This is a genomic window from Pseudanabaena sp. CCNP1317 (assembly GCF_034931345.1).
Lineage (GTDB): Bacteria > Cyanobacteriota > Cyanobacteriia > Pseudanabaenales > Pseudanabaenaceae > Pseudanabaena > Pseudanabaena galeata.
The window spans coordinates 1-22726 of record NZ_JAYGIF010000119.1 but is presented as its reverse complement, the minus strand read 5'-3'; the positions used below and the strand labels follow the sequence as shown (position 1 = coordinate 22726).

Annotated in this window: 18 protein-coding genes; 8 read left to right on the top strand and 10 right to left on the bottom strand. The window is 43.1% G+C overall.

Annotation, left to right across the window (positions count from 1 at the left end; genetic code table 11):
- The first annotated feature begins 307 nt into the window (after positions 1 to 307).
- Positions 308 to 799, top strand: a complete 492-nt coding sequence (locus VB775_RS21885) for a DUF4079 domain-containing protein (RefSeq protein ID WP_281006480.1) — start codon at positions 308 to 310, stop codon at positions 797 to 799.
- 5 nt (positions 800 to 804) lie between these two features.
- On the opposite strand, the gene VB775_RS21880 is transcribed toward VB775_RS21885, so the two are convergent.
- Positions 805 to 1041 (bottom strand): hypothetical protein, encoded by a 237-nt coding sequence (locus VB775_RS21880; protein WP_281006481.1) that lies wholly within the window; start codon positions 1039 to 1041, stop codon positions 805 to 807.
- A gap of 80 nt (positions 1042 to 1121) precedes the next feature.
- On the opposite strand from VB775_RS21880, the gene VB775_RS21875 reads away from it, so the two are divergent.
- Complete coding sequence (locus VB775_RS21875; protein WP_281006482.1) at positions 1122 to 3638, top strand: hypothetical protein; 2517 nt, start codon at positions 1122 to 1124, stop codon at positions 3636 to 3638.
- 34 nt (positions 3639 to 3672) lie between these two features.
- On the opposite strand, the gene psb32 is transcribed toward VB775_RS21875, so the two are convergent.
- Positions 3673 to 4389 (bottom strand): photosystem II repair protein Psb32, encoded by a 717-nt coding sequence (psb32, locus tag VB775_RS21870; protein ID WP_281006483.1) that lies wholly within the window; start codon positions 4387 to 4389, stop codon positions 3673 to 3675.
- A gap of 1011 nt (positions 4390 to 5400) precedes the next feature.
- Here psb32 and dnaN point away from each other — a divergent pair.
- Together dnaN and VB775_RS21860 are read left to right on the top strand one after the other, a co-directional pair.
- Complete coding sequence (gene dnaN / locus VB775_RS21865) at positions 5401 to 6555, top strand: DNA polymerase III subunit beta (protein WP_281006484.1); 1155 nt, start codon at positions 5401 to 5403, stop codon at positions 6553 to 6555.
- 202 nt (positions 6556 to 6757) lie between these two features.
- A complete protein-coding gene (locus VB775_RS21860; protein ID WP_281006485.1) occupies positions 6758 to 8785 on the top strand; it encodes a DUF3769 domain-containing protein in 2028 nt (675 codons plus the stop codon).
- A gap of 302 nt (positions 8786 to 9087) precedes the next feature.
- Here the strand turns inward: VB775_RS21860 and msrB are convergent, their stop codons facing one another.
- The gene (msrB, locus tag VB775_RS21855; protein ID WP_281006486.1) at positions 9088 to 9615 is read right to left on the bottom strand and encodes a peptide-methionine (R)-S-oxide reductase MsrB; all 528 of its coding nucleotides are present in this window, start codon (positions 9613 to 9615) and stop codon (positions 9088 to 9090) included.
- 303 nt (positions 9616 to 9918) lie between these two features.
- Between msrB and VB775_RS21850 the strand changes: the two genes are divergently transcribed.
- Both VB775_RS21850 and VB775_RS21845 read left to right on the top strand, forming a co-directional pair.
- The gene (locus tag VB775_RS21850; RefSeq protein ID WP_281006487.1) at positions 9919 to 10521 is read left to right on the top strand and encodes a superoxide dismutase; all 603 of its coding nucleotides are present in this window, start codon (positions 9919 to 9921) and stop codon (positions 10519 to 10521) included.
- A 127-nt stretch (positions 10522 to 10648) separates the two neighbouring features.
- Complete coding sequence (locus VB775_RS21845) at positions 10649 to 11290, top strand: Uma2 family endonuclease (protein WP_281006488.1); 642 nt, start codon at positions 10649 to 10651, stop codon at positions 11288 to 11290.
- Between the two features lie 181 nt (positions 11291 to 11471).
- Here VB775_RS21845 and VB775_RS21840 read toward each other — a convergent pair whose 3' ends face one another.
- Both VB775_RS21840 and VB775_RS21835 read right to left on the bottom strand, forming a co-directional pair.
- Positions 11472 to 12581 carry an S-(hydroxymethyl)glutathione dehydrogenase/class III alcohol dehydrogenase gene (locus VB775_RS21840; protein WP_281006489.1) on the bottom strand — a complete coding sequence of 370 codons (1110 nt, stop codon included), beginning with the start codon at positions 12579 to 12581 and terminating at the stop codon, positions 11472 to 11474.
- A 220-nt stretch (positions 12582 to 12801) separates the two neighbouring features.
- The gene (locus VB775_RS21835) at positions 12802 to 13017 is read right to left on the bottom strand and encodes a toxin-antitoxin system, antitoxin component, Xre family protein (protein ID WP_281006490.1); all 216 of its coding nucleotides are present in this window, start codon (positions 13015 to 13017) and stop codon (positions 12802 to 12804) included.
- 448 nt (positions 13018 to 13465) lie between these two features.
- Between VB775_RS21835 and VB775_RS21830 the strand changes: the two genes are divergently transcribed.
- Both VB775_RS21830 and VB775_RS21825 read left to right on the top strand, forming a co-directional pair.
- Positions 13466 to 13879 (top strand): hypothetical protein, encoded by a 414-nt coding sequence (locus VB775_RS21830; RefSeq protein WP_281006491.1) that lies wholly within the window; start codon positions 13466 to 13468, stop codon positions 13877 to 13879.
- A gap of 4 nt (positions 13880 to 13883) precedes the next feature.
- Entirely contained in the window at positions 13884 to 14114 is a 231-nt protein-coding gene (locus VB775_RS21825) for a hypothetical protein (protein WP_281006492.1), read from the top strand.
- A 47-nt stretch (positions 14115 to 14161) separates the two neighbouring features.
- On the opposite strand, the gene VB775_RS21820 is transcribed toward VB775_RS21825, so the two are convergent.
- The 5 genes from VB775_RS21820 to VB775_RS21800 all read right to left on the bottom strand — a co-directional run bounded on the left by VB775_RS21820 (position 14162) and on the right by VB775_RS21800 (position 22253).
- Positions 14162 to 14632 (bottom strand): hypothetical protein, encoded by a 471-nt coding sequence (locus VB775_RS21820; RefSeq protein ID WP_281006493.1) that lies wholly within the window; start codon positions 14630 to 14632, stop codon positions 14162 to 14164.
- The gene (locus VB775_RS21815; RefSeq protein ID WP_281006494.1) at positions 14629 to 14976 is read right to left on the bottom strand and encodes a hypothetical protein; all 348 of its coding nucleotides are present in this window, start codon (positions 14974 to 14976) and stop codon (positions 14629 to 14631) included. Before VB775_RS21815 ends, VB775_RS21820 begins: the two co-directional genes overlap by 4 nt.
- A 142-nt stretch (positions 14977 to 15118) precedes the next feature.
- Positions 15119 to 15247 (bottom strand): hypothetical protein, encoded by a 129-nt coding sequence (locus VB775_RS21810; protein ID WP_281006495.1) that lies wholly within the window; start codon positions 15245 to 15247, stop codon positions 15119 to 15121.
- Positions 15248 to 15394: 147 nt separating this feature from the next.
- On the bottom strand, positions 15395 to 20845 hold the full coding sequence (locus VB775_RS21805) for a WD40 repeat domain-containing protein (RefSeq protein ID WP_281006496.1): 5451 nt from the start codon (positions 20843 to 20845) through the stop codon (positions 15395 to 15397).
- Positions 20846 to 20960: 115 nt separating this feature from the next.
- Positions 20961 to 22253 carry a P-loop NTPase fold protein gene (locus VB775_RS21800; RefSeq protein ID WP_281006497.1) on the bottom strand — a complete coding sequence of 431 codons (1293 nt, stop codon included), beginning with the start codon at positions 22251 to 22253 and terminating at the stop codon, positions 20961 to 20963.
- Positions 22254 to 22726 lie beyond the last annotated feature (473 nt).

Below are 22726 nucleotides of genomic sequence, written 5' to 3'. Positions count from 1 at the left end.
TCTTTGCTTCTTGATTACACTCTGTCATGAGAAAATACATCTATTATTATTCTGAAGAGCCTAATTCTAATAGCTTTTAGGCTCTTTTTCTTGTTCTCGTTCCCCTTGTCATGCATAATTCAGGCTACTACAGCGATAGCTATCGCTACTTAAATTAAGCCCCAACATGCCCCAGCAGATAATATGCAGTGCAAAGCGTTGCCCCTTTTTTTTGGAGTAATTCAGCAAAAACCGCTACAATCATTAAAAATTGTAAAGATTTTTTGCAGTTTTCAAACAATTCCCTATCTGAGTTACTCCTAAATCTATGACCGCATTTGCCACTAAACTCGCTGAGTCACTCCAGCCCATTGCCGATCAATTTCAATCCCTGCATATCCCTGAACCAATTACCCACTGGGGTCACCCATTTTTTATGGGGGTCGTCATTGTGGCGATGGGATCATTTGTGGCGATTTCAGGATGGCGCAGTCGCACCACTACAGATACTGAAGTTGCTAACAAGAACAAAGCCGATCATCGCAAAGTAGCGCCGCTAATGACCGTATTTTTAGCCACAGGCTATACAGGCGGATTACTGTCGTTAGTGATGCAGGGTAAACCTTTGCTAGAGAGTCCCCATTTCATTACAGGCTCAGTTGTTTTGACCTTGCTAGCCATCAATGGCACAATTTCGCTCACTGGATTTGGTGGTAATCAACCATTACTGCGTAATGCCCATGCCTATCTAGGCAGTGCGATCGTGGTGCTTTTGGTAGCCCATGCTTTTCTAGGACTCAAACTCGGTCTTTCTATCTAAGGGACTTACACAAAATAGCTGAACCCAAAAACAATGTGGCGGGCTAAGCCCGCCACATTGTTTTTGGGTTTTATAGGGATCATTTTTTCCTTGGAGTTCCCTAAATACCCAGCAATTCCCATTATGAAACCGATATTTGGTGTTTCCAGCCCCTTCGGCGCTGGAAACACCAAAATTTTTTTGAAAGCTCGCCGTTGGCGAGCTTTCAAAAAACCGATTTTTATAATGAGAATTGCTAGCATCTTTAAACACAATTGCTATACAACCCTAGATCGGTTAGTATTTGCCATAACTAAGCACACTTAACCCGCGATCGCCGAATATGGAAAACTGGGAGTTTTTGCTACAACGCAAAGGTGACAAGTCCTGGTTGCCCTTAGAATCTCCAACCGTAGAGATTTTGGAAGGGCAGTACCGACTTGCTGCACGCTCTGCTTTAGCAAATGCGCTAGTTGGAATTGCGATCGCCTATCGCCCCCTTGCCGATGTGCGGCATCAGCCTTTTCAACAAAAAATTGCCAAGCGCATCAGCCATGATGGATTGCTGATCGTAATGCCCTACACTAATTTTGTTCCGGGGTCATGGCAGATCGATTGTCTTGCAACAGAATCTGACGCGGAATCTGGCAAAGATTCGGCAAATACTACAGCTAATACTAGCGTAAATACCAATTTAGCTCCTGCATGGAAAAAAACCGTCAAGTTTGATGTTATTCAAATTTCATCAGAGGCAGGTTCAGAGTGGCAATATAGCGATGTTGATGAAGATTTAGATAATCCCACCGAAATTCTCAATGAAGCCCATACCAATGCCTTGGGAATCATCCAAACTGAACCAACACCACTAATTTATAGTTCACCAATTCTCGACATTGCTGAGCAGAGATCAACGGAACTCGTCCAATCAATGTTTGAAGAGTTTGCACTCTTTAATGACGAGGATGAAAGCGATGAAGTAAGTGATAGCGACGCTCCAGAATCAGAAAGTGAAGTGTCCAATGAAAGCCCTAATCTATTGGCTCAGTTAGAAATATCCAATGCAGACATTTTCGCAGAAACCGACTCATCGCTTCAGCCTCGTATTTTATTACGTTTAAAACAGCCGCAATATATTCTCAATGAGGACAATAGCTTTAATCTTACAGGAGAAGCCTACACTCAAGGCGAAGTTGAAGTCAGCCTCAAAGATCCCCAAACCCTTGATTTAATCGTCAATCAGCGCTTCGTGATCGCAAAATCTAGCGATCACCATCCCACAACTGGCGCAATACCATTTAATTATCAAATTATTGTGCCGCCACCTTCAGAGATTCAAGTCCTGATTGGTGATGTGCAAATCCATCCCCATCAAGACTTTCCGCAAGATATAGATTTATTTGTAGCACAACAGGCGATCGCTGTTTCCTATCCTGCATCAAGAGTCCTACCTGAACTCATCAAAGAAGCTCAGCAATATTCGACTCAAGAGAATACTTTCCCTAATTCTCAACCTACAGAAACATTGGTGGAGCCACCTAGTTACCCACAATTTCCACAGGGTTTTCCACAGGTGTCATCACCAACGGAAAGTCAGCCTGAGAATCTATCACCAAAACCAAAATCAGCTAATTCGCTTAGTCTTCCACCCATACCTTCCAACAAGTCTAAAGCCTCTCAGGGAGAGGTTTTAGACCAACAAAAGCCTACTACAGCTTTGTCCTTGCCTCCTCTACCATCCGCACAAAGTAAGACTAGAAATGCAACTTTTAATTCACCAAATTTGGATCTAGTCGATGATTATTCTCAAAGTTTTCCACAGGTAGAAGCAGATGAAATTCGGGAAATTGAACCAGAATTTCAACCGACAACTATTGATGATTTGGCTGAAGTTAATCGCCAATATCCATTAGACAAAACTAACATCAACGAAGAGGAACCAGAACTATTCTATAGTTTTGAGGAAGAACTTCCCCAAAACTACGAAGAACTACTTGAAGCATCAATTCCAGAAACTTCTCAATCCTCCAGAAACCCACTACCGACTCCAAACGATCCGCGTCCCCACAATCGGAATAATCGTTTTCTGAATAAGCTGCAAACTTTATCAGCCGAAGCGATCGCTGCTCAAAAAGCCAGTCAACGGACAGAAGAACTCTTACTCGATACATTTGCCCCCAGCGATCCATTACTTGCTTCTGAAGCAGCAGGTGATTCAACCAATATATCCATCGATCTAGATAATCCCGAACAGGCTCCCCGAACGATCGCCGAAGCGACCAGTTTAGCCGAACTCGATCTCGAACTTGATGTCGAACTTGATCGGTTACTCACTTCCGAGCCAGACTTCATTTTAAATGAGTATGTTTGGGAAGAATCTATTGATCCCAATAGTTTTCCCATTAGCGCTGTCAGCCCTCCCAATTCCACGGCTTCCACCTTATCGGAAACTGCTCGAACAATTCGCAATATTCAAGAAACCACGCCACAGGCTTTATCAGATCAAGAACCCATTCCCATCCCTGAGATCATTATTCCCGCAGGTGAGATGCTCTCAGGAACACCAATGCAAATAGCGGTGCGCTTACCTGCGATCACTCCTAAATTCTTCGTAAAGTTCTGGATTAAAGATTTGCAAACTCGTATGATTGTCGATGGACCGCGTTGGTTATTAGATTTTAGCAAGGTTCCCAATGCCGAGTTTATTGAAACCCGCACTAATATATCGATCCCACTCAGTAGTATTGATGTAGCCTTTGAAGCGATCGCGATCGAAGCTCAAACCCAGCGAGAAAGCCATAAAGTACGAGTGACTCGCGCTGTTACGCCCCCCAACTTAGCCCAAGATTTTGAAGACACATAAAAGAGGCGGCGCGAAGCGCCGCCTCTTTTGGTTGCTAAGGTTGACTTTGCAACCAGTAATAGGTCGCCATTGGTAATAAAGTCGCCAAAATCAGCAAAATAATTACCACCACATTGGATGAACTAGCCTCAGTTTCTTCTTTAGTTGCATAGTTGCTTGTCTCCGTCTCTTCTACGGCCAATAGAGGCGCACCGGGGTCAGGATTCCCCTTCAAAACTGCTTCTAAACGCGCAATTCCCTCGTTGACCGCTTGGTTATAGTTTGACTTACGCGCAGGATAGAGCATCGTCTCATCAGCAATACTATTGGCAATGCTATCAGGCAGAACTTCTTTAACCTTTGCACCAGTTTGAATCGCCGTGCGGTGGTCTTCTGTTGCCATAAATAGTAATACTTGATTAGCCTTTTCTGCCTCCGTAGGGAACCACTTATCAAATAGTTCCGAGGTAAACTCCGATGCAGGTTGTCCTAAATCAATGCGGCGAATAGCTACCACATGCACTTCAATTCCCGTCAATTCTGCTAGTTTTTCGGCTTTACTAGCGATCGCCCCTTTAGTCGAAGCACTCAGTACCTCAGAATCATCAATTACCCAAGTCTGTTCGGTCAGAGCCTTAATCTCATCTAAGTCAGGAATATCTGAGACCTGCAAAGCTAGAGCCGTACCTATATATAAATTAAAGCTAAATAGTAAGGCGATCGCCCCCAAACATAGGCGACTCAACAAATTTTTAAGCACAATCTTAATCACAATTTCTAAACCTATATTTAATATATTTAAAATTTAATCAGGCAATTTAACTTTTCATCACTATATCAATCCCCAAGGATTCGTAAAGAAATCATAGAGAAAATTTGGCGATCGCCTTGGGTCTAAGTCCACAATCAAGCTTAAAATACAGTTAAAATTTTAGATTTATTAAGACGGGATCGGCAAATCTAAATTACTAATCCAGTGGTAATTATCCAAATTTTGAAATTAATAAAAAAATCTTTGCTCTTCATAAATTCTGGTTATTTAAGTATTATTAAGATTTCTCAGGTAAATTCCAAAAGAGTTTTTTATAAACATTTTGGATGTTTATCTGTTGATAAACCTAGATATTTGTTTTTAGCCTGTGGAAAACCTGTGGATAACAACCATCTTTCTGTGGAAAAGTAGTTAATATCTGGGGAAAACTTTTAAATAAATGTGGAAAACTTTTACTAGGTATTTATACTCTGTGGAAAACTAGCCACTTTATCCACAGGTTTTTCCACAGGTAAAAAACGCTAGAAGTACTATTAAATCAAGTTTTTTTAGAGTTTTCCACATTTTCCACAGCCCCTACTACTACTATTTAATATTTTTATTCTTTAAAACAGTAATTATTAGATCGAATGAAAAAAAAATGAAAATTCAAATTCAAATTTGATAGTGTAAAAAATAACAACGATGGTATGATTAGCTTCCACAAATCAAAAAAATAAAAAGTAAAAACTTTTGTTGAAAAGTTTATTTGAAAATTCTCGTTTTTCTTGCAAAGTAGTTTTAAACACATTTCCCGATTTTTATAAAAATCTTTAAACCTTAAAAAATTCTCAAAACTTAAACTCAAAAATTAAAGCCGCCTAGACAGCAAAAGACTAAATTTTTCTAAATTTTTTACATCCTCATAAAAACTTAAAAAAGTTTATTTAAAATTTATTATTTAAAATTTAGTCTCCACCTTCAATCTCACTACTCAGTTTCACTACAGTTTAGAAATCCTCTTGCCCAACTATGCGACTAGTCTGTCCCCAAAATCAACTCGCTGCTAATCTTGCCCTTGTCGGTCGTGCAGTTGCTTCTCGTCCTACGCACCCAATCTTGGCAAACATTCGTTTAGATGCGGATGGCTCCAATCAAAGCCTTGGTATGACTGCTTTTGATCTTAATCTGGGAATTCAGGTTTCCTTTCCTGCTCAAGTTGTCGAGGCGGGATCGATTACCCTACCTGCGAAGTTGCTCAACGACATTGTGTCGAGGTTGCCCGATGAAGACATCACGCTTAGCGTGGACAAGGACAACACGATGGTATCGATTGTCTGTGGTTCAGGACGCTACCAAATGCATGGCTTGCCTGTAGAAGAGTTTCCTGAATTGCCTCAAATTGGCGAAGATGGTGAGACTACCTATCTGCCAGTTGAGTCGATGCTGAGTGGGCTTGCCTCAACCCTGTTTGCAACTTCGGCTGATGAAACGAAGCGAATTCTGACGGGTGTGCATCTCACAGCAAGTGCAGATCGCTTAGAGTTTGCCGCTACCGATGGGCATCGCTTATCTGTGTTGCAGACAGGCTTTTTGGATGCGGATGAGCCACCTGTGACGGGGGATACAGTGACGACTAATCTGGAGGTGACGATCCCTGCTAGAGCCTTACGGGAACTAGAACGAATGCTCAATCAACAGACTGAGGGAGCGATCGCGGTTAAATTCGATCAAGCCAATATGATTTTTCAAAGTGCTAATCAAATCTTAATTTCCCGCCTTCTAGATGGTACTTATCCTAACTACCGCCAATTGATTCCTAGTCGCTTTGATCGCCAAGTGACCTTAGAGCGCAAATTGTTTTTATCGGCGCTAGAGCGTATTGCCGTCTTGGCTGACCAAAAAAACAACATTGTCAAAATTTCGATTGACTCGACAGGGCAAGAAGTTTCCCTGTCGGTCGAGGCTCCTGATGTAGCCGCAGGGCGTGAGTCTCTGCCTGCTCAAATTTCAGGTGAAGATGTGGAAATAGCCTTTAATGTTAAATATCTACTGGATGGCTTAAAGGCGTTGCCAAGTAATGAAATTCAAATTCAGATGAATAACCCCACTAGTCCCGCCGTACTTGTACCGATTGGGGCAAGCAAAATGACTTATCTTCTCATGCCTGTGCAAATTCGCAACTAGGTAATCCTTAAAATAAAAGCGGTGCTTTGCGCCGCTTTTATTTTATGCAGTAGCGAACCCAATTTACAAAAGTGTGACGACACTTTTGTAAATTGAAAACCAAACCCAGTAAAGGTTTTAAAAACATAAAACGGTGTAGCCTTTTTGTGTTTTAGTATGACAGCTATATCTCAGAGAAAAATCCTGTAAACTTAGTTGAAGTATGGATTTCTTAACACCGCCTTCAACTCAACTGCCACCTAGCACCTATGCTGAGGTGAGACAGGCTATCTCTAGTCAAACGTTGTCATTACCGCCAACGTCGCCTAGTCGTGTTGCTAAATTACCTGCTGAACTGCCGATAGAGGTCAGAGCGCAGCTACAACTTCTTTTAGAAACATTGCCTGATCCTAAGGCGATCGCTCAGCACTTCAAGGCCGATCTACTGGCTCAAGCTGGTCCAATCAAGCCAAACAGTTTACCTAAACCCAAGCCTAACGATAAACCGCGTCCAGCCTTGCCGCCGCGTGTGGGTGAAAAGTTAAATGTGGTCAGCGATCGCCAAGAATATGACATCAACACACAGGTATTTGTCGCGGAAGGCAATGTCGTTATTAATTACAAAAAATCTGAACTCATAGCTGATCGCGTGCAGTTAAATACCAAAACTCAGGAAGTGGTTGCTGAAGGTAATGTATTTTTTACACGCGGCGATCAAAAAATCCGTGGAGCCAAGCTTACTTATAATTACGGCAATGTTAAGGGTGAACTTCTGAATGCATCAGGTGCAGTTGATCTGGGTACTTTGAATAGTTCCGAAGTATCGCGATCGCCTTCGCAAACTGACAGTAACTCAATCACCATCTCCCCAATCGGGACTGGGAATTCTAATGATGGGCAAGTACGCCGTCTTGGGTTTATTGCTGAGCGCTTAATTCTGGATGGGGATACTTGGACTGCTGAAAATTTGCGCGTTACTAACGATCCCTTCAGTCCACCTGAACTAGAACTCACCACTAGTAAGGCGACTCTAACACCGATTTCGCCAACCCAAAACCGTCTAGATTTAGAATCGCCACGCATTGTCTTTGATCAAGGCTTCTCCCTGCCATTGCCAGTTAATAGTATTACGCTTGATCGCTTTCAGCGCTTTGCTCCTGCGTTGGTGGGATTTGATCGCACTGATCGCGGCGGTGTATTTTATCAACAGAGTTTTGATGTTGTTACTGAACCTAACTTGAGTTTTCAGTTATCACCGCAATTGCTACTCCAACGCGCCTTTTCTAGCCAGAGTGGATTCTCAGGCTTCGATATTATTGGGGTTGTGGCGACTCTAAGTGGGGCTTTTGACGATGGATCTAGTTTATCGGCAAGAGCGAGTTTCTCAGGGCTAGATTTTTCTAGAATTGATTCTCTGCTGCGTGCTAACGCCACCTATCAGATCCCTGTATTTGGTAATCATACTTTGCTCTCACAGTACGCTTTTCGCGATCGGGTTTTCAATGGCTCCCTAGGATTTCAAGATGTAAACAACATTTTAGGAACAACTTTATTATCCCCAAACTATGTTCTGGGTGATTCTCAAATTTCTGTAGGTTATCAAGCCTCTGCTCAATTAGTTGGGGCGCAGAGATCCGATCTGCAACCAAGTACAATTGGTTCATTAATTAGAGTCCAAGGTGCTGCAATTGTGAGTCGGGCTTTTCCCCTGTTGCGAGGAGAGCCAGCGCCAGCCGAAAAAGAAACAGGACTACGCTTTTCGCCAAAACCAATTGTGCCGAAGTTAGATGCTTTTGTAACCGCTCAAGGAGTGGCTTCTTTCTATTCTAATGGAGCTAGTCAATCTGTTTTATATGGAACTGTGGGACTAGCGGCGGAAGTCGGTCAGTTTGCTAAAGACTTCCTCGATTATACGGCGTTAAGCATGAGCTATACCCAAGCATTTTCTAGTGGAAAGTCGCCATTCTTCTTTGATCAAGTTTCTGATGTGAGAGTGCTTACCGCCGCGATAATTCAGCAAATTTATGGGCCAATTCGCCTTGGGATTCAGCAAAGTTGGAATCTGGATAGTGGTTCTGTCTTTGATTCTGTATATTCCTTGGAATATGCAAGGCGTACTTATTCTGTTTTGGTTCGGTATAATCCTAATCAAGGTTTGGGGGAATTTCTGATTCGGATTAGTGACTTTAACTGGACGCGCCCACCTTCCAATGTGACAAATGTTCAAAATGGCATAGAACAGCGTAACTAAAAGAGGCGGCGCTTAGCGCCGCCTCTTTTATAACTAACGGATGTTACGTGGATAGAATTCCTGCAATCATCTAAGTCTAGGGCTGGCACGGGGGATTGCCCCTACAAAATCTAAATTATTGGTGTAGGGGTAATCCCCCCGTGGTTGCCCTGTCATGCTAGCAGCAAGAGATTCATCATCTGAGTTCCACGTAACATCAGTAACTAAGATTGCTGCAATTTAATTAAGAACCGATGTTTGATGGCGCGGCAAAGCTGCACCATCAAACATCGGTTCCCTATTTTAAGGTTTAAGGCAAAGCCCTAAGCAGGAATAAATTTAAGAGAAACTCCATTCATGCAGTAGCGTTGTCCTGTGGGTTTAGGTCCATCATCAAACACATGCCCCAAATGTCCACCGCATCGGCTGCAATGGACTTCAATGCGCTTCATAAATAAAGAGGTATCAGTCGTAGTGGCGATCGCCCCTTCAATTGGTTGAAAAAAGCTTGGCCAACCTGTACGGCTATTGAACTTAGTGTCAGATGTGAATAATGGCAGATCGCAGCCAGCACAGTTATAAGTACCCTTGCTATATTCCTTATCGAGAGGACTGCTAAATGAGCGCTCAGTACCATGTTTGCGTAAAACACGAAACTGCTCTGGGGTAAGAATTTGTTTCCATTCATCTTCGGTTTTCATAATTTGATACTTCTTAGTTGCTTTAGTTAAGTCTACGGCGATCGCGGAGTCTGCGGATGTGGAATCTGTGGATCGCGATCGCCAAAGTTGAAATAGCCACGAACTGCCGATGATGGCTGCTCCAGTGAGTAATAGATCTCTTTTTGTCATTGTTGATATTCCAACTACGTTGATATTCCAACTACATTGATCGATAGTTGTATGGATGTGCAATCTATGGACTGCGATCGCTCTAACAATGCGCTTAGTAACACTTCACGCTAGTGCTATCACACTTGTGTGAAGTGAAAAGCAAATCTAGTAAGGGTTAAAAAAATAAAATGGCTACGCAATTTTATTTTTGGGTATAAAAAGTTAAAGCTGTAGCAGTTACTACGGTTTACAATCTCGATTATAATTGTAACAATACTTAAAGCTGAGAAATCACTTTAAACTTTAACAGGTTAAACAACAATGGCATTTGAACTCCCATCTTTACCCTACGCCCAAGATGCTCTCGCAGCTTCGGGTATGTCTGCTGAGACCCTATCATTTCACTATGGTAAGCACCATAAAGCGTATGTTGATAACCTCAACAACCTGATTAAAGATACCGATCTTGCTGACAAATCCTTAGAAGAAATCATCAAGATTAGCTACAAAGAAGGCAAAGCGGGAATCTTTAACAACGCTGCTCAAGTTTGGAATCACACCTTCTACTGGAATGGGATTAAGCCTGCTGGTGGTGGCGCTCCTACTGGTGCTTTGTTGGATGCTATCAACGCTAGCTTTGGTAGTCTTGACAATTTCAAAACAGAATTTAAAAATGCTGGCGCTACTCAATTTGGTAGTGGCTGGGCTTGGCTCATTGCTGAAGGCGGTAAGTTGAAGATCACCAAGACTCCTAACGCTGAAAATCCTCTCATCCATGAAGGTCAAGTTCCTTTGTTGACAATGGACGTTTGGGAACATGCTTACTATTTGGACTTCCAAAATAGCCGTCCTAACTTCATGGCTAACTTTGTTGAAAAGCTCATCAACTGGGATTTCGTCGCTGCTAACTTCGCGGCTGTCTAATTGTTAATAGCGCCTAGCGCTTTTTGATTTTAAAAGAGAAGCCTCGCATTGCGAGGCTTCTCTTTTTGTTTGGGCAATGTAAAATAAAGCATAAGCGATCGCCTATTTGCATCTCTCGGTGAACACCATGCCCCTACTGCAAACCAAAACGACCCTAGATACTTGGATAACTGTGCCTTGGGAAGAGTTTGTCAATATTGCTGATGCCCCAGATTCTAACAAGCTTAAAAGCTACTACTACAATGGCAAGATGAGGTTTGAATCTATGTCCACAGGCTCCGATCATTCCAAAGATCACATGACGATTATCTTGAGTGTTGGTTTATTTGCAGCTTTGCGAAATATACCAATCAATGGACATGATTGCTGTTCTTATCGGAAGAAAGGTAATACTGAGTTTCAGCCTGATGCGTCTTACTACATTGGTGACAAAGCCGATGTCATACCTTGGGGAACGCGAATCATTGATTTAGATCAATACCCATTACCCGATCTGGTTATTGAAATATCAAATACCTCTATCTCTGATGACTTAGGCACAAAACGCTTGCAATACGAGGAGCTAGGTATTTCTGAATATTGGATTGTGAATGTTCAGACCATGCAAATTTTTGCTTTTACAATTGGGATGGACGGTAGTACTCGGCGAATTCGTGAATCACTAGTATTGTCGGGACTGAAGCTAGAAATTTTGGAGCAATCTCTGCAACGTAGTCGCCAAGAAAATCAGTCTGCAACAACTGCATGGTTAATGGAACAGTTTAGATAGTGGCACGCCACTATCTAAACTGTTATTATGTGGAACGTAGATGGTAGACCTCTTGCTGCTAGCGCGGCAGGGCAACCACGGGGGGATTGCCCCTCCCCCAAAATTAGAGGTTCCCGTAGGGGCTGTGCCCCCGTGCCAGCCCTAGACTTGGGCTATGGGAAGAATTTCCACGTAACATCAGTTAAAAAGTTAATACTGTCCGAATTGCATCGCCTCTATGCATCATCGCAAATGCCTCATTAATTTCCTCAATCGGCATTACATTCGTAATCAGGCTATCGATATCGATTTTACCTTCCATATACCAATCAACAATTTTGGGAACGTCAGTACGTCCCTTTGCGCCACCAAAGGCTGTGCCTTTCCAGACGCGACCTGTGACTAATTGGAATGGACGGGTGCTGATTTCTTGACCTGCACCTGCTACGCCGACAATCACGCTGACACCCCATCCTTTATGGCAGCATTCGAGGGCTTGACGCATGGTTTGGGTTCTGCCGATACATTCAAAGGTATAGTCTGCACCGCCTTTAGTCAGGTCAACCAGATAAGGAACGAGATCACCTTCTACTTCTAAGGGATTCACAAAATGGGTCATGCCCATTTTTTCAGCGAGTGCGCGTTTTTTGGGATTAATGTCTACGCCGACGATCATGTTTGCGCCGACCATCCGACAAGCTTGGATCACGTTTAAACCGATGCCTCCTAGACCAAAGATCACGACATTGGAACCAACTTCGACTTTTGCCGTGTTAATGACTGCGCCGATGCCTGTAGTTACGCCACAGCCGATGTAGCAGACTTTCTCGAAGGGAGCATCATCACGGATTTTAGCTAGGGCAATTTCAGGGAGAACGGTGTAGTTGGCGAAGGTGGAGGTTCCCATATAATGATGGATTTTTTCGCCATTGATGGAAAAGCGACTGGTTCCATCGGGCATTAAGCCTTGACCTTGGGTGACGCGAATCGCTTGGCAGAGGTTGGTTTTACCACTGAGGCAGTAGGAGCAGTTGCGACATTCGGGGGTGTAGAGAGGAATGACGCGATCGCCTGCTTTAAGAGATGTTACACCTGCGCCGACTTCGACGACGACACCTGCGCCTTCATGTCCGAGGATGGCGGGAAATAGTCCTTCGGGGTCATCGCCTGAGAGGGTGAAAGCGTCGGTGTGACAGACTCCTGTGGCTTTGATCTCGACGAGGACTTCTCCTGCTCTGGGGTGATCTAGTTGGACTGTCTCAATTTTGAGGGGTTGTCCTGCGGCGAAGGCGACTGCGGCTTTTACGTCCATGAATCTTATGATGTTCCTGAATTAATGGCTGACGATGTATTGGAGATTATATCGCGATCGCCTTTTAGTTGTTTTACACCAAATGTTTATCTGCTGATTTCAATAATTTGTTGTAATGAGCTTTGCAATGCTTGTATATCTAGGGCTTCTAATTTGCCAAGTCTTTTAATAACAAGCTGTTTCTCAAGGGGGGAATGGGACTAAATGCACATCTCCAAAGTTATAGGTTGTCATATTCTGCATCTTCGGGGTTGTCCCATACTTTTGAGAATCTGGCTTCTGAGAGTTTGGTAGCAGCCATGATTAGATTCTGCTCAGAGTTGGTTTGACGTTGATAGAGAAAGTCGATAAAGTCTTCTACTTCTGTAATTTTGTCAGATGATAGATTACGAATTTTTTCTAGTAATCTTTGTTCAATTGTAATTGTGGTACTCATTGGTGCTACCTCATTTTGAAATTGGCTATACGCATCTCATTTTAGAGAAAAATGATTGAACTGATCCCCTAAACAGATGTCAAAAGATTAGCTGCTTAGTTGATGATGGTAATAGAGATGGGATATTGATTGGATGAAAAATATGACGATTAACATATTTCTCAATTGATTAGATTATACATTTTCATAAAAACATGTAAACAAATATTAACGTTTTATATGTATGATCTCTTAATATTTACAAAATCGAATAATACTTTAGATATAGATTGCTTGAAAACTAACTCTAAGCATCTTATAATACTTTTTTATAGGCAAATATTTATTTGAAGCTATGAATAATCTAAATCTTTGCCTTCCTCGACAGAAATTGATTTTAATACAAGAATTATTTCTTAGCAATATAGACTCTAAGCAAACTATATTTAGACTTTAAAAAATTAATAATATGTGGATACAAAAGAAAATATCTAAAGAAGATGTATTGGAAGTTTTTGTTAAGGAAATGTACACTCATGGAATAAACAAAGATTTATTTACACTCAGTATTAATCAAATAAATGAAAGAATCAAAAACAAGACTAGAAAGGATATTAGTTTAGATGAACTGCGTAGCCTTTTGAATGAATGTTTGGCAGATGAATGGTTGAGAAATCAATACTTTGAGGATACTTATTCACTAACGCCTACAGGGAAAGGTGTTATTACATCACGGCGTAGTAAAAAAGAATTATTGGCGAATCGCTCATTTTTGAAAAAAGCCTCAGATTTTTTTGATGATCACAAAGGTCTATTTATTCCACTAAGTGCATTTACTGGAGTTGTTGCACTAATATCTATTGTCAAAATGATTAAAAAATAAAGCTATGAATATTCCAGAGATATCAGTGAATCTTAAATGTTTATTCTGTAATTCTCCTGTTGAGAAGCTCAAAGTCAAAGGTACTATGCTAAACTCTGGAGATCTCTTTAAATGTTCTCAATGTGGAGAAAGCAATGATTATGATAGTGTGTTAGAGGTCGCAAAAGCAGAAGCAAAGACAATGATAAAGTCCTCAATACACGAAGTTCTAAAGAAACAATTCAAAGGAAAATAATCCATATACTTGATTACTTAAATTAATGATTACATTAATTCAAGTAATTACAATTGAATTGACTCCCACTCGAAAGCTTCTGTAAAGCGAGATAAATGCCGTACATTCGTTGTTGCGATCACTACATAACGACTAGGAAACTCCTCCTTCAACAATTCCCAATGGGCGCAAATAATCGCATCAACATCAATACTGGCTGCATTTGACATTGCTTGACCTTGTAAACGAGACTTTGCCCAAACATCTGAAGCCGAGATCAAAATCTTTGATGTAACTGGCAAAAAATCAATAAAATCATGTAACTCATCAAGAGAAGTTAGCGGTTGCAGTCGCTTCTCAAATCTCATCGATTCAAGTACTAGATTTCGCCTTACCTCATAATCACAAATATCTGAACTCACAACATATACACCCTTAGCAAACAGACCATATAGCCAATCTTCACAAGCTATAGCCCGATCACGCTTGTTAGGATTGGACAATAGCCCGATTACACCCGAATCTAGAAATACAATCATAGATAGAGTTTTGCATCCTCAGGGCGATCGCTATTAATGCTTTCTTTAAATCGTTCAAAAAATATTTCCGCTTCTTGCGTCTCGGTTTCAGTCATTTGAGCAAGTCTTTGTCTCCTTTTTTCTAGAAATTGAAGGGCTAAAGTAGACTTAGAAGACTTTTCCCAATCAGCATATTTTTTTAATTGGTTTTGAAATGCTTCAGTGGGAGTGACAGGATCTAATAAAATTTGACCTGAATCGTTTTTAAAAACACGGTAGGTATTTGCGGCACTTAATCCCAATTCATTTAGTTTTTTACCACTGACTATCTCAGGGGAAATCCGAAAATTTTTATCAGCAAGCATTTAGCCCCTCCTTGAATGTGTTTGTCAAGTCAGATATTTAAGTATAACCGATCGCATTTAAAATGAGCGAACCCAGAGGGCTGAATGTAGGATGTAACCTCAAATAGAAAGAATGGTAGGAGCAATACATTCTCGCAGTAATCTATTGATTTTTAAAATCGCTTTGCTTTGGGAATGCTTTGCCCTTAACCTTCCAATGTAGGGACAAGCGATCGCTGAGGGTGGGGAGGGAAATGCAGGGACAAGCGATCGCTGAAAGGGGAGAGGGCATAGCATTTACGGATTGAGTCTGCCTGAGAAGGATACAGATCTCCGACTTTTTTGGTGGTGGAGAAAGGTGATCTGTAATTACACCAAAAAAGTCGGAGATCTCGCCCCTCACAATTTAACCAAAATCAAATTTTCCCCTTTTCCCTTTTTACTTTTCACACAGTTGTTTATCACTTTCAGAAACATCGGGATTGGTGGTGAGGTAGGGGCGTAACCGCGCACAGGCGCTATCTAGCATTTCGTCTAGGGTTTGGATACGCCAGAGTTTGACGATAGATGGATTATCTTTGGGAATTGTGGCGATAAATTGAAAGTCTTTGCTCATACTTCCCTTCCCTTCGTATTCGGCAATCTGCCTACCCTGTAAATCCCAAATTCGCGCCGTTCCGTCACTTCCACTAGTTGCGATCCTTTTGCTATCGGGAGAAAATACCACGCTCAAAACATACCCTTGTCCTTGCAGTTTCGCTATCGCTTTACCTTCTAAATCCCATATCCTAGCGGTTCCATCTCTCCCACTGGTCGCGATCTTTTTGCCATTGGGAGAAAACACCACGTTCAAAACATTTCCTTGATGTCCTTGCAGTTTTGCTATTTCTTTACCTTCTAAATCCCATATCCTTGCAGTTCCGTCACTGCCACTAGTCGCTAACCTTTTCCCATCGGAAGAAAATACCACGCTAGAAACATTTCCTTGATGTCCTTGCAGTTTCGCTATTTCTTTACCTTCTAAATCCCATATCCTAGCGGTTCCGTCTCTGCCACTGGTGGCTAACCTTTTCCCATCGGAAGAAAATACCACGCTAGAAACATTTCCTTGATGTCCTTGCAGTTTCGCTATTCCTTTACCTTCTAAATCCCATATCCTAGCGGTTCCATCTCTGCCACTGGTGGCTAACCTTTTCCCATCGGAAGAAAATACCACGCTAGAAACATTTCCTTGATGTCCTTGCAGTTTCGCTATTTCTTTACCTTCTAAATCCCATATCCTTATAGTTTCATCAAAGCCACTGGTTGCTAACATTTTTCCATCGGCTGAAAATACGACACTCCAAACAACTCCTTGATGTCCTACTAGTTTTGCTATCTCTTTACCTTCTAAATCCCAAATTCTCGCTGTTCCCTCACTACCACTCGTTGCTAACATTTTCCCGTCGGCTGAAAATACGACACTCCAAACATTTCCTTGATGTCCTACCAGTTTTTCTATCTCTTTACCTTCTAAATCCCATATCCTAGCGATTCCATCACTGCCACTAGTCGCTAACATTTTCCCGTCGGCTGAAAATATCACGCTAGAAACAACTCCTCGATGTCCTACCAGTTTCACTATCTCTTTACCTTCTAAATCCCATATCCTAGCGATTCCATCACTGCCACTAGTCGCTAACATTTTCCCGTCGGCTGAAAATATCACTCTAAAAACTTCCCCTCGATGTCCTTGCAGTTTCGCTACCTCTTTACCCTCTAAATCCCATATCCTTGCAGTTCCATCACTGCCACTAGTCGCTAACCTTTTTCCATCGGAAGAAAATACCACACTAGAAATAGCCCCCCGATGTCCTTGCAGTTTCGCTATTTCTTTACCTTCTAAATCCCATATCCTAGCGGTTCCGTCTCTGCCACTAGTTGAGATCCTCCCATCAACTGAAAATACTATACTAGAAACAGCTCCTTGATGTCCTTGCAATTTTGCTATTTCTTTACCTTCTAAATCCCATATCCTTGCAGTTCCGTCACTGCCACTAGTCGCTAACCTTTTTCCATCGGAAGAAAATACCACGCTAGAGACAGCCCCTTGATGTCCTTGCAATTTCGCTATTTCTTTACCTTCTAAATCCCATATCCTTGCAGTTCCGTCACTGCCACTAGTCGCTAACCTTTTTCCATCGGAAGAAAATACCACGCTAGAAACAGCCCCTTGATGCCCTTGATGCCCTTGCAATTTCGCTATTTCTTTACCTTCTAAATCCCATATCCTAGCGGTTCCGTCACTGCCATTGGTGGCTAACCTTTTCCCATCGGAAGAAAATACCACGCTAAAAACAGCTCCTTGATGCCCTTGCAATTTCGCTATTTCTTTACCTTCTAAATCCCATATCCTAGTGGTTCCGTCACTGCTACTAGTCGCTAACCTTTTCCCATTGGGTGAAAAGGAGATTAATTGACTGACTGAACCATTAATGACAATTGCAGGTATGTCTGCATTAATGAATGTCTTCTCGTGTATTTTAGTAAGTGAATTTTGAAGGGCTAAAATTGGACTAACGGCAGGATATAGCTCTAACGAACGATCTTTAGCAATACTTCTTAATTCATTTCCCACTCGCACAGCCGCAACTAAAGTTTTTAACTCTTGAAATTCAAATTGCCTTAATAATAACGAACCCTCCCGTTCTAGCCTTGTCCCTGCAATAGCTTCCTGCTGTTCGATAAATGTCTTCCCTGCATAGATACTAATACCAATAGCTGCCATAGACGCAATTCCCAGAAAAATCGAAGCTATCCAAATCCGTTGTTTCGCCTTGCGATTTGCCACTGCATAGATTTCTTTCTCTTTTTCCGCCAATTCCCGCTTCTTCCGTTCTTCTCGCAACTCCGCCGCCAAATCGATCTTGTACTTCTTGCGAATAAAGCTAACCAAATAATCATGAATCAACTGAAAACGGTCATCAGGCGAACTACTCACCCGAAAAGCAAGCCCAGAACCAACCAGAACCGCTAGCACCAGCGCGAGATTTTCTGCTGCATTGAGAGGCTCGATCCCCCTACCTTCGGCATCCCCCTTAGAAAGGGGGACTGAGTTATCTACACTGCCTAAAGTATCCAAAGCCCCCCTTTGCAAGGGGGATAGGGAGGATCTAACCTCTAAACTATTACTAGAATCCAAAGCCCCCCTTTGCAAGGGGGATAGGGAGGATCTAACCTCTAAACTATTACTAGAATCCAAAGCCCCCCTTTGCAAGGGGGGTAGGGGGGATCTAACCCCCAAACCATCACCAGATCCCACCCCCAACAACTCACTAGCAAGCTCCGCTTGCGTCTTTTGCGGACGCTTCTCCTCATTCCCCGTCAACGCATACAACACCCTCTCCGCCAACTCCTTATTCCCCACCCCACAATCACGCACCACATTCTCCAACCACCGCTCCACCAACACCTCACTCGGCTTCCGATGCGTATCCCCCGTTAAGGAAAGATACTCACGCAGATTCGCGATCGGCGGAACCTCCGACTCCAACTGCGCCCCCACCACCTGCAACTCAATCGGCAAAATCCGCAACTGCTCACCACTCAAATCCGTCACAAGGCGCTCAATCAACTCAGGCTCCAACCGTAACTGCGATCGCCTAGTCAACGCCTCGATCACCTGTCGCGCCTGATCCTGCGTAAAATCCCCCAAATAGTAACGCACCTGCTTACCGAGAATATCATTCTCCACCTTTTCCAAATCCACAGCCCGATCGCATTCCAACAAATAATGCAGATAGTCCTCCCGCAACGACAACACCACCCGCACAAAATCCGTATGCAAACAAGCCTTCAGGAACTTGTAAAACGGTAAGCGATCGCGAAAATCTTCCTTCTTAAAAAAGAAATCCTCAAACTGATCGAAAATCAACACCGTCAAATAATTCTCATCAATATTCCGCTTGAAGTGCTGAATTGGGTCGAGATCGGGACGGAGATCGCCAAAATATTTTTGTAACTTATGTTTAACTTCTGCACTCCAATCTTTGTAATTTTTAATCGCAAAAACTAACACCTTGCGCCCATCAATGGTTCCCTTTGCGCGTAAGGCAGGAACCAAGCCACCAATCAAAATCGAGCTTTTGCCCGCACCCGAATCGCCATGAATCACAGTCAAAGGATATCGCGCCTGACCAATGCGATCGACCAACTTCTCCACATCCAGCATCCGCCCCGAAGCTTCAATCTCCTGCGCGATCTTGTCGGACTGTTCCGCAACATTCGCATACATATCTAAATTAGTTCTTTCCCGCTTCGGATTTAAAGTCCCCGCACCGATGAAAGCCCTCAGCCCATACTGCTGCTCCACCGATCGCTGATGTTGCTTAGTCTCAAAGGCTTCCAAATACAAACCCGACGCAGTGTAAAGCGATCGCAACTCCTCCAAAACCGATACATAGATCTGCGCGTCATAGGGATGTTGCTCACCGAGCCAGCGATCGCGCACACCCTCTAGTCTCGCGATCGCACCTTGGCGATCGCCCAATCCCTCCAAAGCCCTCGCCAACCAAAGCTCATATTTGGCATAGCCATAGCGCCGCGAAGGTGCAAGGTTAGCCAGTTGCAGCGCTTCCCCTTGGGCATATAACGCCAGTGCCGCTTCCGCCGATTCCTTTGCCGCCCGATAGTCCTGTTGCATCAACTTCACTGACGCAAGAATCCCGCGATCGTGGGATTCACGGAGGAGATTGGGATAGATTTGATGGAGAGCTAGAGCCTCATTGACGAGAGATTCTAAGCCCTCACCCCCAACCACTCTCCCTCTGGGAGAGGGGGGCAGAGATAAAGCTTGAGTTCCCTGTGCCTCTAGGAGAGGAGAAATCAAATTAGTTTCTTGTTCCCCTCTCCCTCTGGGAGAGGGGCTAGGGGTGAGGGACAATAACTCCTCCCATGTCGCAGTCAAAAAATTGATATACAACGCCATCAATTCCCCTCGTTGGAGGTTCCGCAAAATATCCATACTTTCAGCTAAATACTGCTGAGAAGTTGCATAAAAAGGCTGCTTCTGGTATCGCTCACGCATCGCCAAACTGCGATCGCCTAATCCCAATTGCAATAGACATACCGCCTGTTTAAGTTGATCCCCAGATTGTTTCCAAAAGGTTAAACTCCTCTCAAATAAAGCTTTTGCCTTCCCGATTTCCCCCTCAGTCATTGCCATACAGCCAAACGCAAAGTCTAACCCTGCGCTAATTTCATCACTAATCTCAATCGCTTGAGCCTCTAAATCTGCGATCGCCGTAATTAGTTCAAACTGTTGCAAACTCGCATCCCAATCACCCAAACCTTGAGACTGCAAATAGCGATCAAACATAGCTCTGATCGAATCTTGCACCAGTTCCTTTAATTCCATCGCCTCAAGCTGAAACTCGATCGCCCCCGCCGTAGTCCAGTTCGCCAAATCACTTGCCTCACGGGTCAAAATATCCTGAGTGCGATCGTTCAGCCACAGCACCATCGGGAATTCCAAACAATTAGCAAATTCTTCCCTGACCCGATTTGCCGATTTCAAAACCGCTTCTATTTCTGTAACCGCATCCAATCCCAAAACCATTAACACCTTGGGCTTCTGCTCAATGGGCAATTGATGCACCTTGCCCATCAATTCCTGAATTGGTGCAAGCAAAGTCTTCGCATCAGGTTTGAGTTCAAGTGTCGTGATCGCAGTCTCAGGTAAACCATTCTCAGCAAGTTGCGATCGCAAGTCCTGTAATACGCGCTCCTGCAATACCCGATAGTTACACAAAGCGATCGACAATGAAAATCCCTGCGATCGCGTCACAATTCTCGTCAATCGACGCAAGGCATCGCGATTATTTTCTGCAATTATTTCGGTGCGATCGCTCATAGAACTCTCCTTAAATAAAGACTTCCCTCACCCCCAGCCCCTCTCCCATGGGGAGAGGGGAGTAAATTCTGGCTCCCCCTCGCCCTTTGGGAGAGGGGGCTGGGGGGTGAGGGTCTTAATCATCCAAAATCGGATTTCGGTCAAACCAACTATTACCTTGATACTCATACTCAAACACAAACTGGCTCTTGATCAGGGTTTGATATTCCGCCTCACCACGCACACGCTTATCCTGTTGCACCTTCTTAATCAAATCCCATTCATCATCAGTGATTGTTTTTACCATTTTATTCCGTTCCTTAGCGATTATGCTCTCCACTAATTTGGCGGTAATCGGCGGATCATCTTGCTCTAAGCAACCATACAGCAATCGAAATAAATTGCGGACATGACCACCACTAGCTTGACATAGGCGATCGAGAGTTTTGGGACTATCGAATACTTTATTCACAAATTCATTGTTAATCCGTTGGACAGAATTAACCTTTGGAAATGCTCTCGCCATTACAATCTGTCTAAGCAACGCCATTCCTGCCTCGCACTCACTGCCATCGGACAATCGCGCAGGAACCATCGGCAAAGTCTTAATATCGGTTCCAAATCGACTTGTCACGATCGCTGCATCATTGGAAAAAGTTAACAACAATGGCACTGTATAAACCACATGACAATCCAACCCTCGCAACTGATCGCCTCGTTCGACAAACAAATATCCAGCCTTGGACTGCTCTTTGAGATCGATGCGGTTTTCAATGCGATCGAGGTTATCCACAATCACGACTAAACCTTTCTTGCCAGCAGCTTGTAATCTTTCCTTGGCAGGAGCTAGTAACTCCTTATTAATGGAAGTAATAATGCTATTAGTGCGTGATTCCAACCGTTCGCGCATTTGCCGACGCAATGACGGGCTGTTCTTGGCTTGAGCCGTAATCTCGGCAATCCCCACTGACAGCTTGAAATTTGCACTCAAATCGAGTTTAGTGTGCAAAATATCCTTCAGTTCGCCAAATAATTTCTTGAAATATTCTGGAACGATATTAATCCCTTCTTTTTCCAACCCCTTACTGAGTTGTCCTGCGATCGCTAACAAAATATCACTGGCATCAACATCACTCAGTTCCAATTGGCGATCGCATTCAAAATAAGCCACATGAAACTTTTTCTCAGTCAACTCATGTTTCAGCCGCAAAAGCTCCGTCGATTTGCCGCAGCCGATATGTCCTGTAAATAACTGACAGGTGGACTCATCGGGCGAAATCCGCACAATCTTGCGCGACAGACTTTCAATTAGTTTTTCGCCGCGAACTGTCGAGAGATCAACATAATAGCTGCGATCCTCTTCATTACTAGAATCAAGGGGATGCGTGGGGTTGCAAGCCTTATAAAATCGCGAAAGTTCAAGATCCATAGTCGGATTTTAGGATGAGGATGAGCTATATCAAATGCCGCCTATCCTAATATAGCGGATGTATAGCTGTCGCCAAGTATATGAGGACATAAAACCCAAGAAGAGAATGGCGGCGCGAAGCGCCGCCATTCTCTTCTTGGGTTTTGCTTTTGTCCTAACACAATCGACGGCAGCTATAATACCAATTCACGAAAGTGGGCTAACACTTTTGCGAATTAAAAATCAAACCCAGTAAGGGTTTTAAAAGTACAAAATGGCTTTGCCATTTTGTACTTTTAACTGATGTTACGTAGAATAAAGAGCATCATCATGTTTCCATGTCATCTTAAAAGAGGATTTGGAGACCAAACCCCTTGTATCTAGGAAGAAAAGTAAAGGATAAAATCTTTACTCAAATCCGAAAAAGCAAAAGCAGAGATAAACTCGTTCAACCCCTAGGGACACCAAGCCCGTAATGTAGATAGAGTCGTCTC

Coding starts and splice junctions, on each gene's coding strand:
- VB775_RS21885 (WP_281006480.1), top strand. CDS start 308: ATGACCGCATTTGCCACTAAACTCGCTGAGTCACTCCAGCCCATTGCC.
- VB775_RS21880 (WP_281006481.1), bottom strand. CDS start 1,041: ATGCTAGCAATTCTCATTATAAAAATCGGTTTTTTGAAAGCTCGCCAA.
- VB775_RS21875 (WP_281006482.1), top strand. CDS start 1,122: ATGGAAAACTGGGAGTTTTTGCTACAACGCAAAGGTGACAAGTCCTGG.
- dnaN (WP_281006484.1), top strand. CDS start 5,401: ATGCGACTAGTCTGTCCCCAAAATCAACTCGCTGCTAATCTTGCCCTT.
- VB775_RS21860 (WP_281006485.1), top strand. CDS start 6,758: ATGGATTTCTTAACACCGCCTTCAACTCAACTGCCACCTAGCACCTAT.
- msrB (WP_281006486.1), bottom strand. CDS start 9,615: ATGACAAAAAGAGATCTATTACTCACTGGAGCAGCCATCATCGGCAGT.
- VB775_RS21850 (WP_281006487.1), top strand. CDS start 9,919: ATGGCATTTGAACTCCCATCTTTACCCTACGCCCAAGATGCTCTCGCA.
- VB775_RS21845 (WP_281006488.1), top strand. CDS start 10,649: ATGCCCCTACTGCAAACCAAAACGACCCTAGATACTTGGATAACTGTG.
- VB775_RS21840 (WP_281006489.1), bottom strand. CDS start 12,581: ATGGACGTAAAAGCCGCAGTCGCCTTCGCCGCAGGACAACCCCTCAAA.
- VB775_RS21835 (WP_281006490.1), bottom strand. CDS start 13,017: ATGAGTACCACAATTACAATTGAACAAAGATTACTAGAAAAAATTCGT.
- VB775_RS21830 (WP_281006491.1), top strand. CDS start 13,466: ATGTGGATACAAAAGAAAATATCTAAAGAAGATGTATTGGAAGTTTTT.
- VB775_RS21825 (WP_281006492.1), top strand. CDS start 13,884: ATGAATATTCCAGAGATATCAGTGAATCTTAAATGTTTATTCTGTAAT.
- VB775_RS21820 (WP_281006493.1), bottom strand. CDS start 14,632: ATGATTGTATTTCTAGATTCGGGTGTAATCGGGCTATTGTCCAATCCT.
- VB775_RS21815 (WP_281006494.1), bottom strand. CDS start 14,976: ATGCTTGCTGATAAAAATTTTCGGATTTCCCCTGAGATAGTCAGTGGT.
- VB775_RS21810 (WP_281006495.1), bottom strand. CDS start 15,247: ATGCCCTCTCCCCTTTCAGCGATCGCTTGTCCCTGCATTTCCCTCCCC.
- VB775_RS21805 (WP_281006496.1), bottom strand. CDS start 20,845: ATGAGCGATCGCACCGAAATAATTGCAGAAAATAATCGCGATGCCTTG.
- VB775_RS21800 (WP_281006497.1), bottom strand. CDS start 22,253: ATGGATCTTGAACTTTCGCGATTTTATAAGGCTTGCAACCCCACGCAT.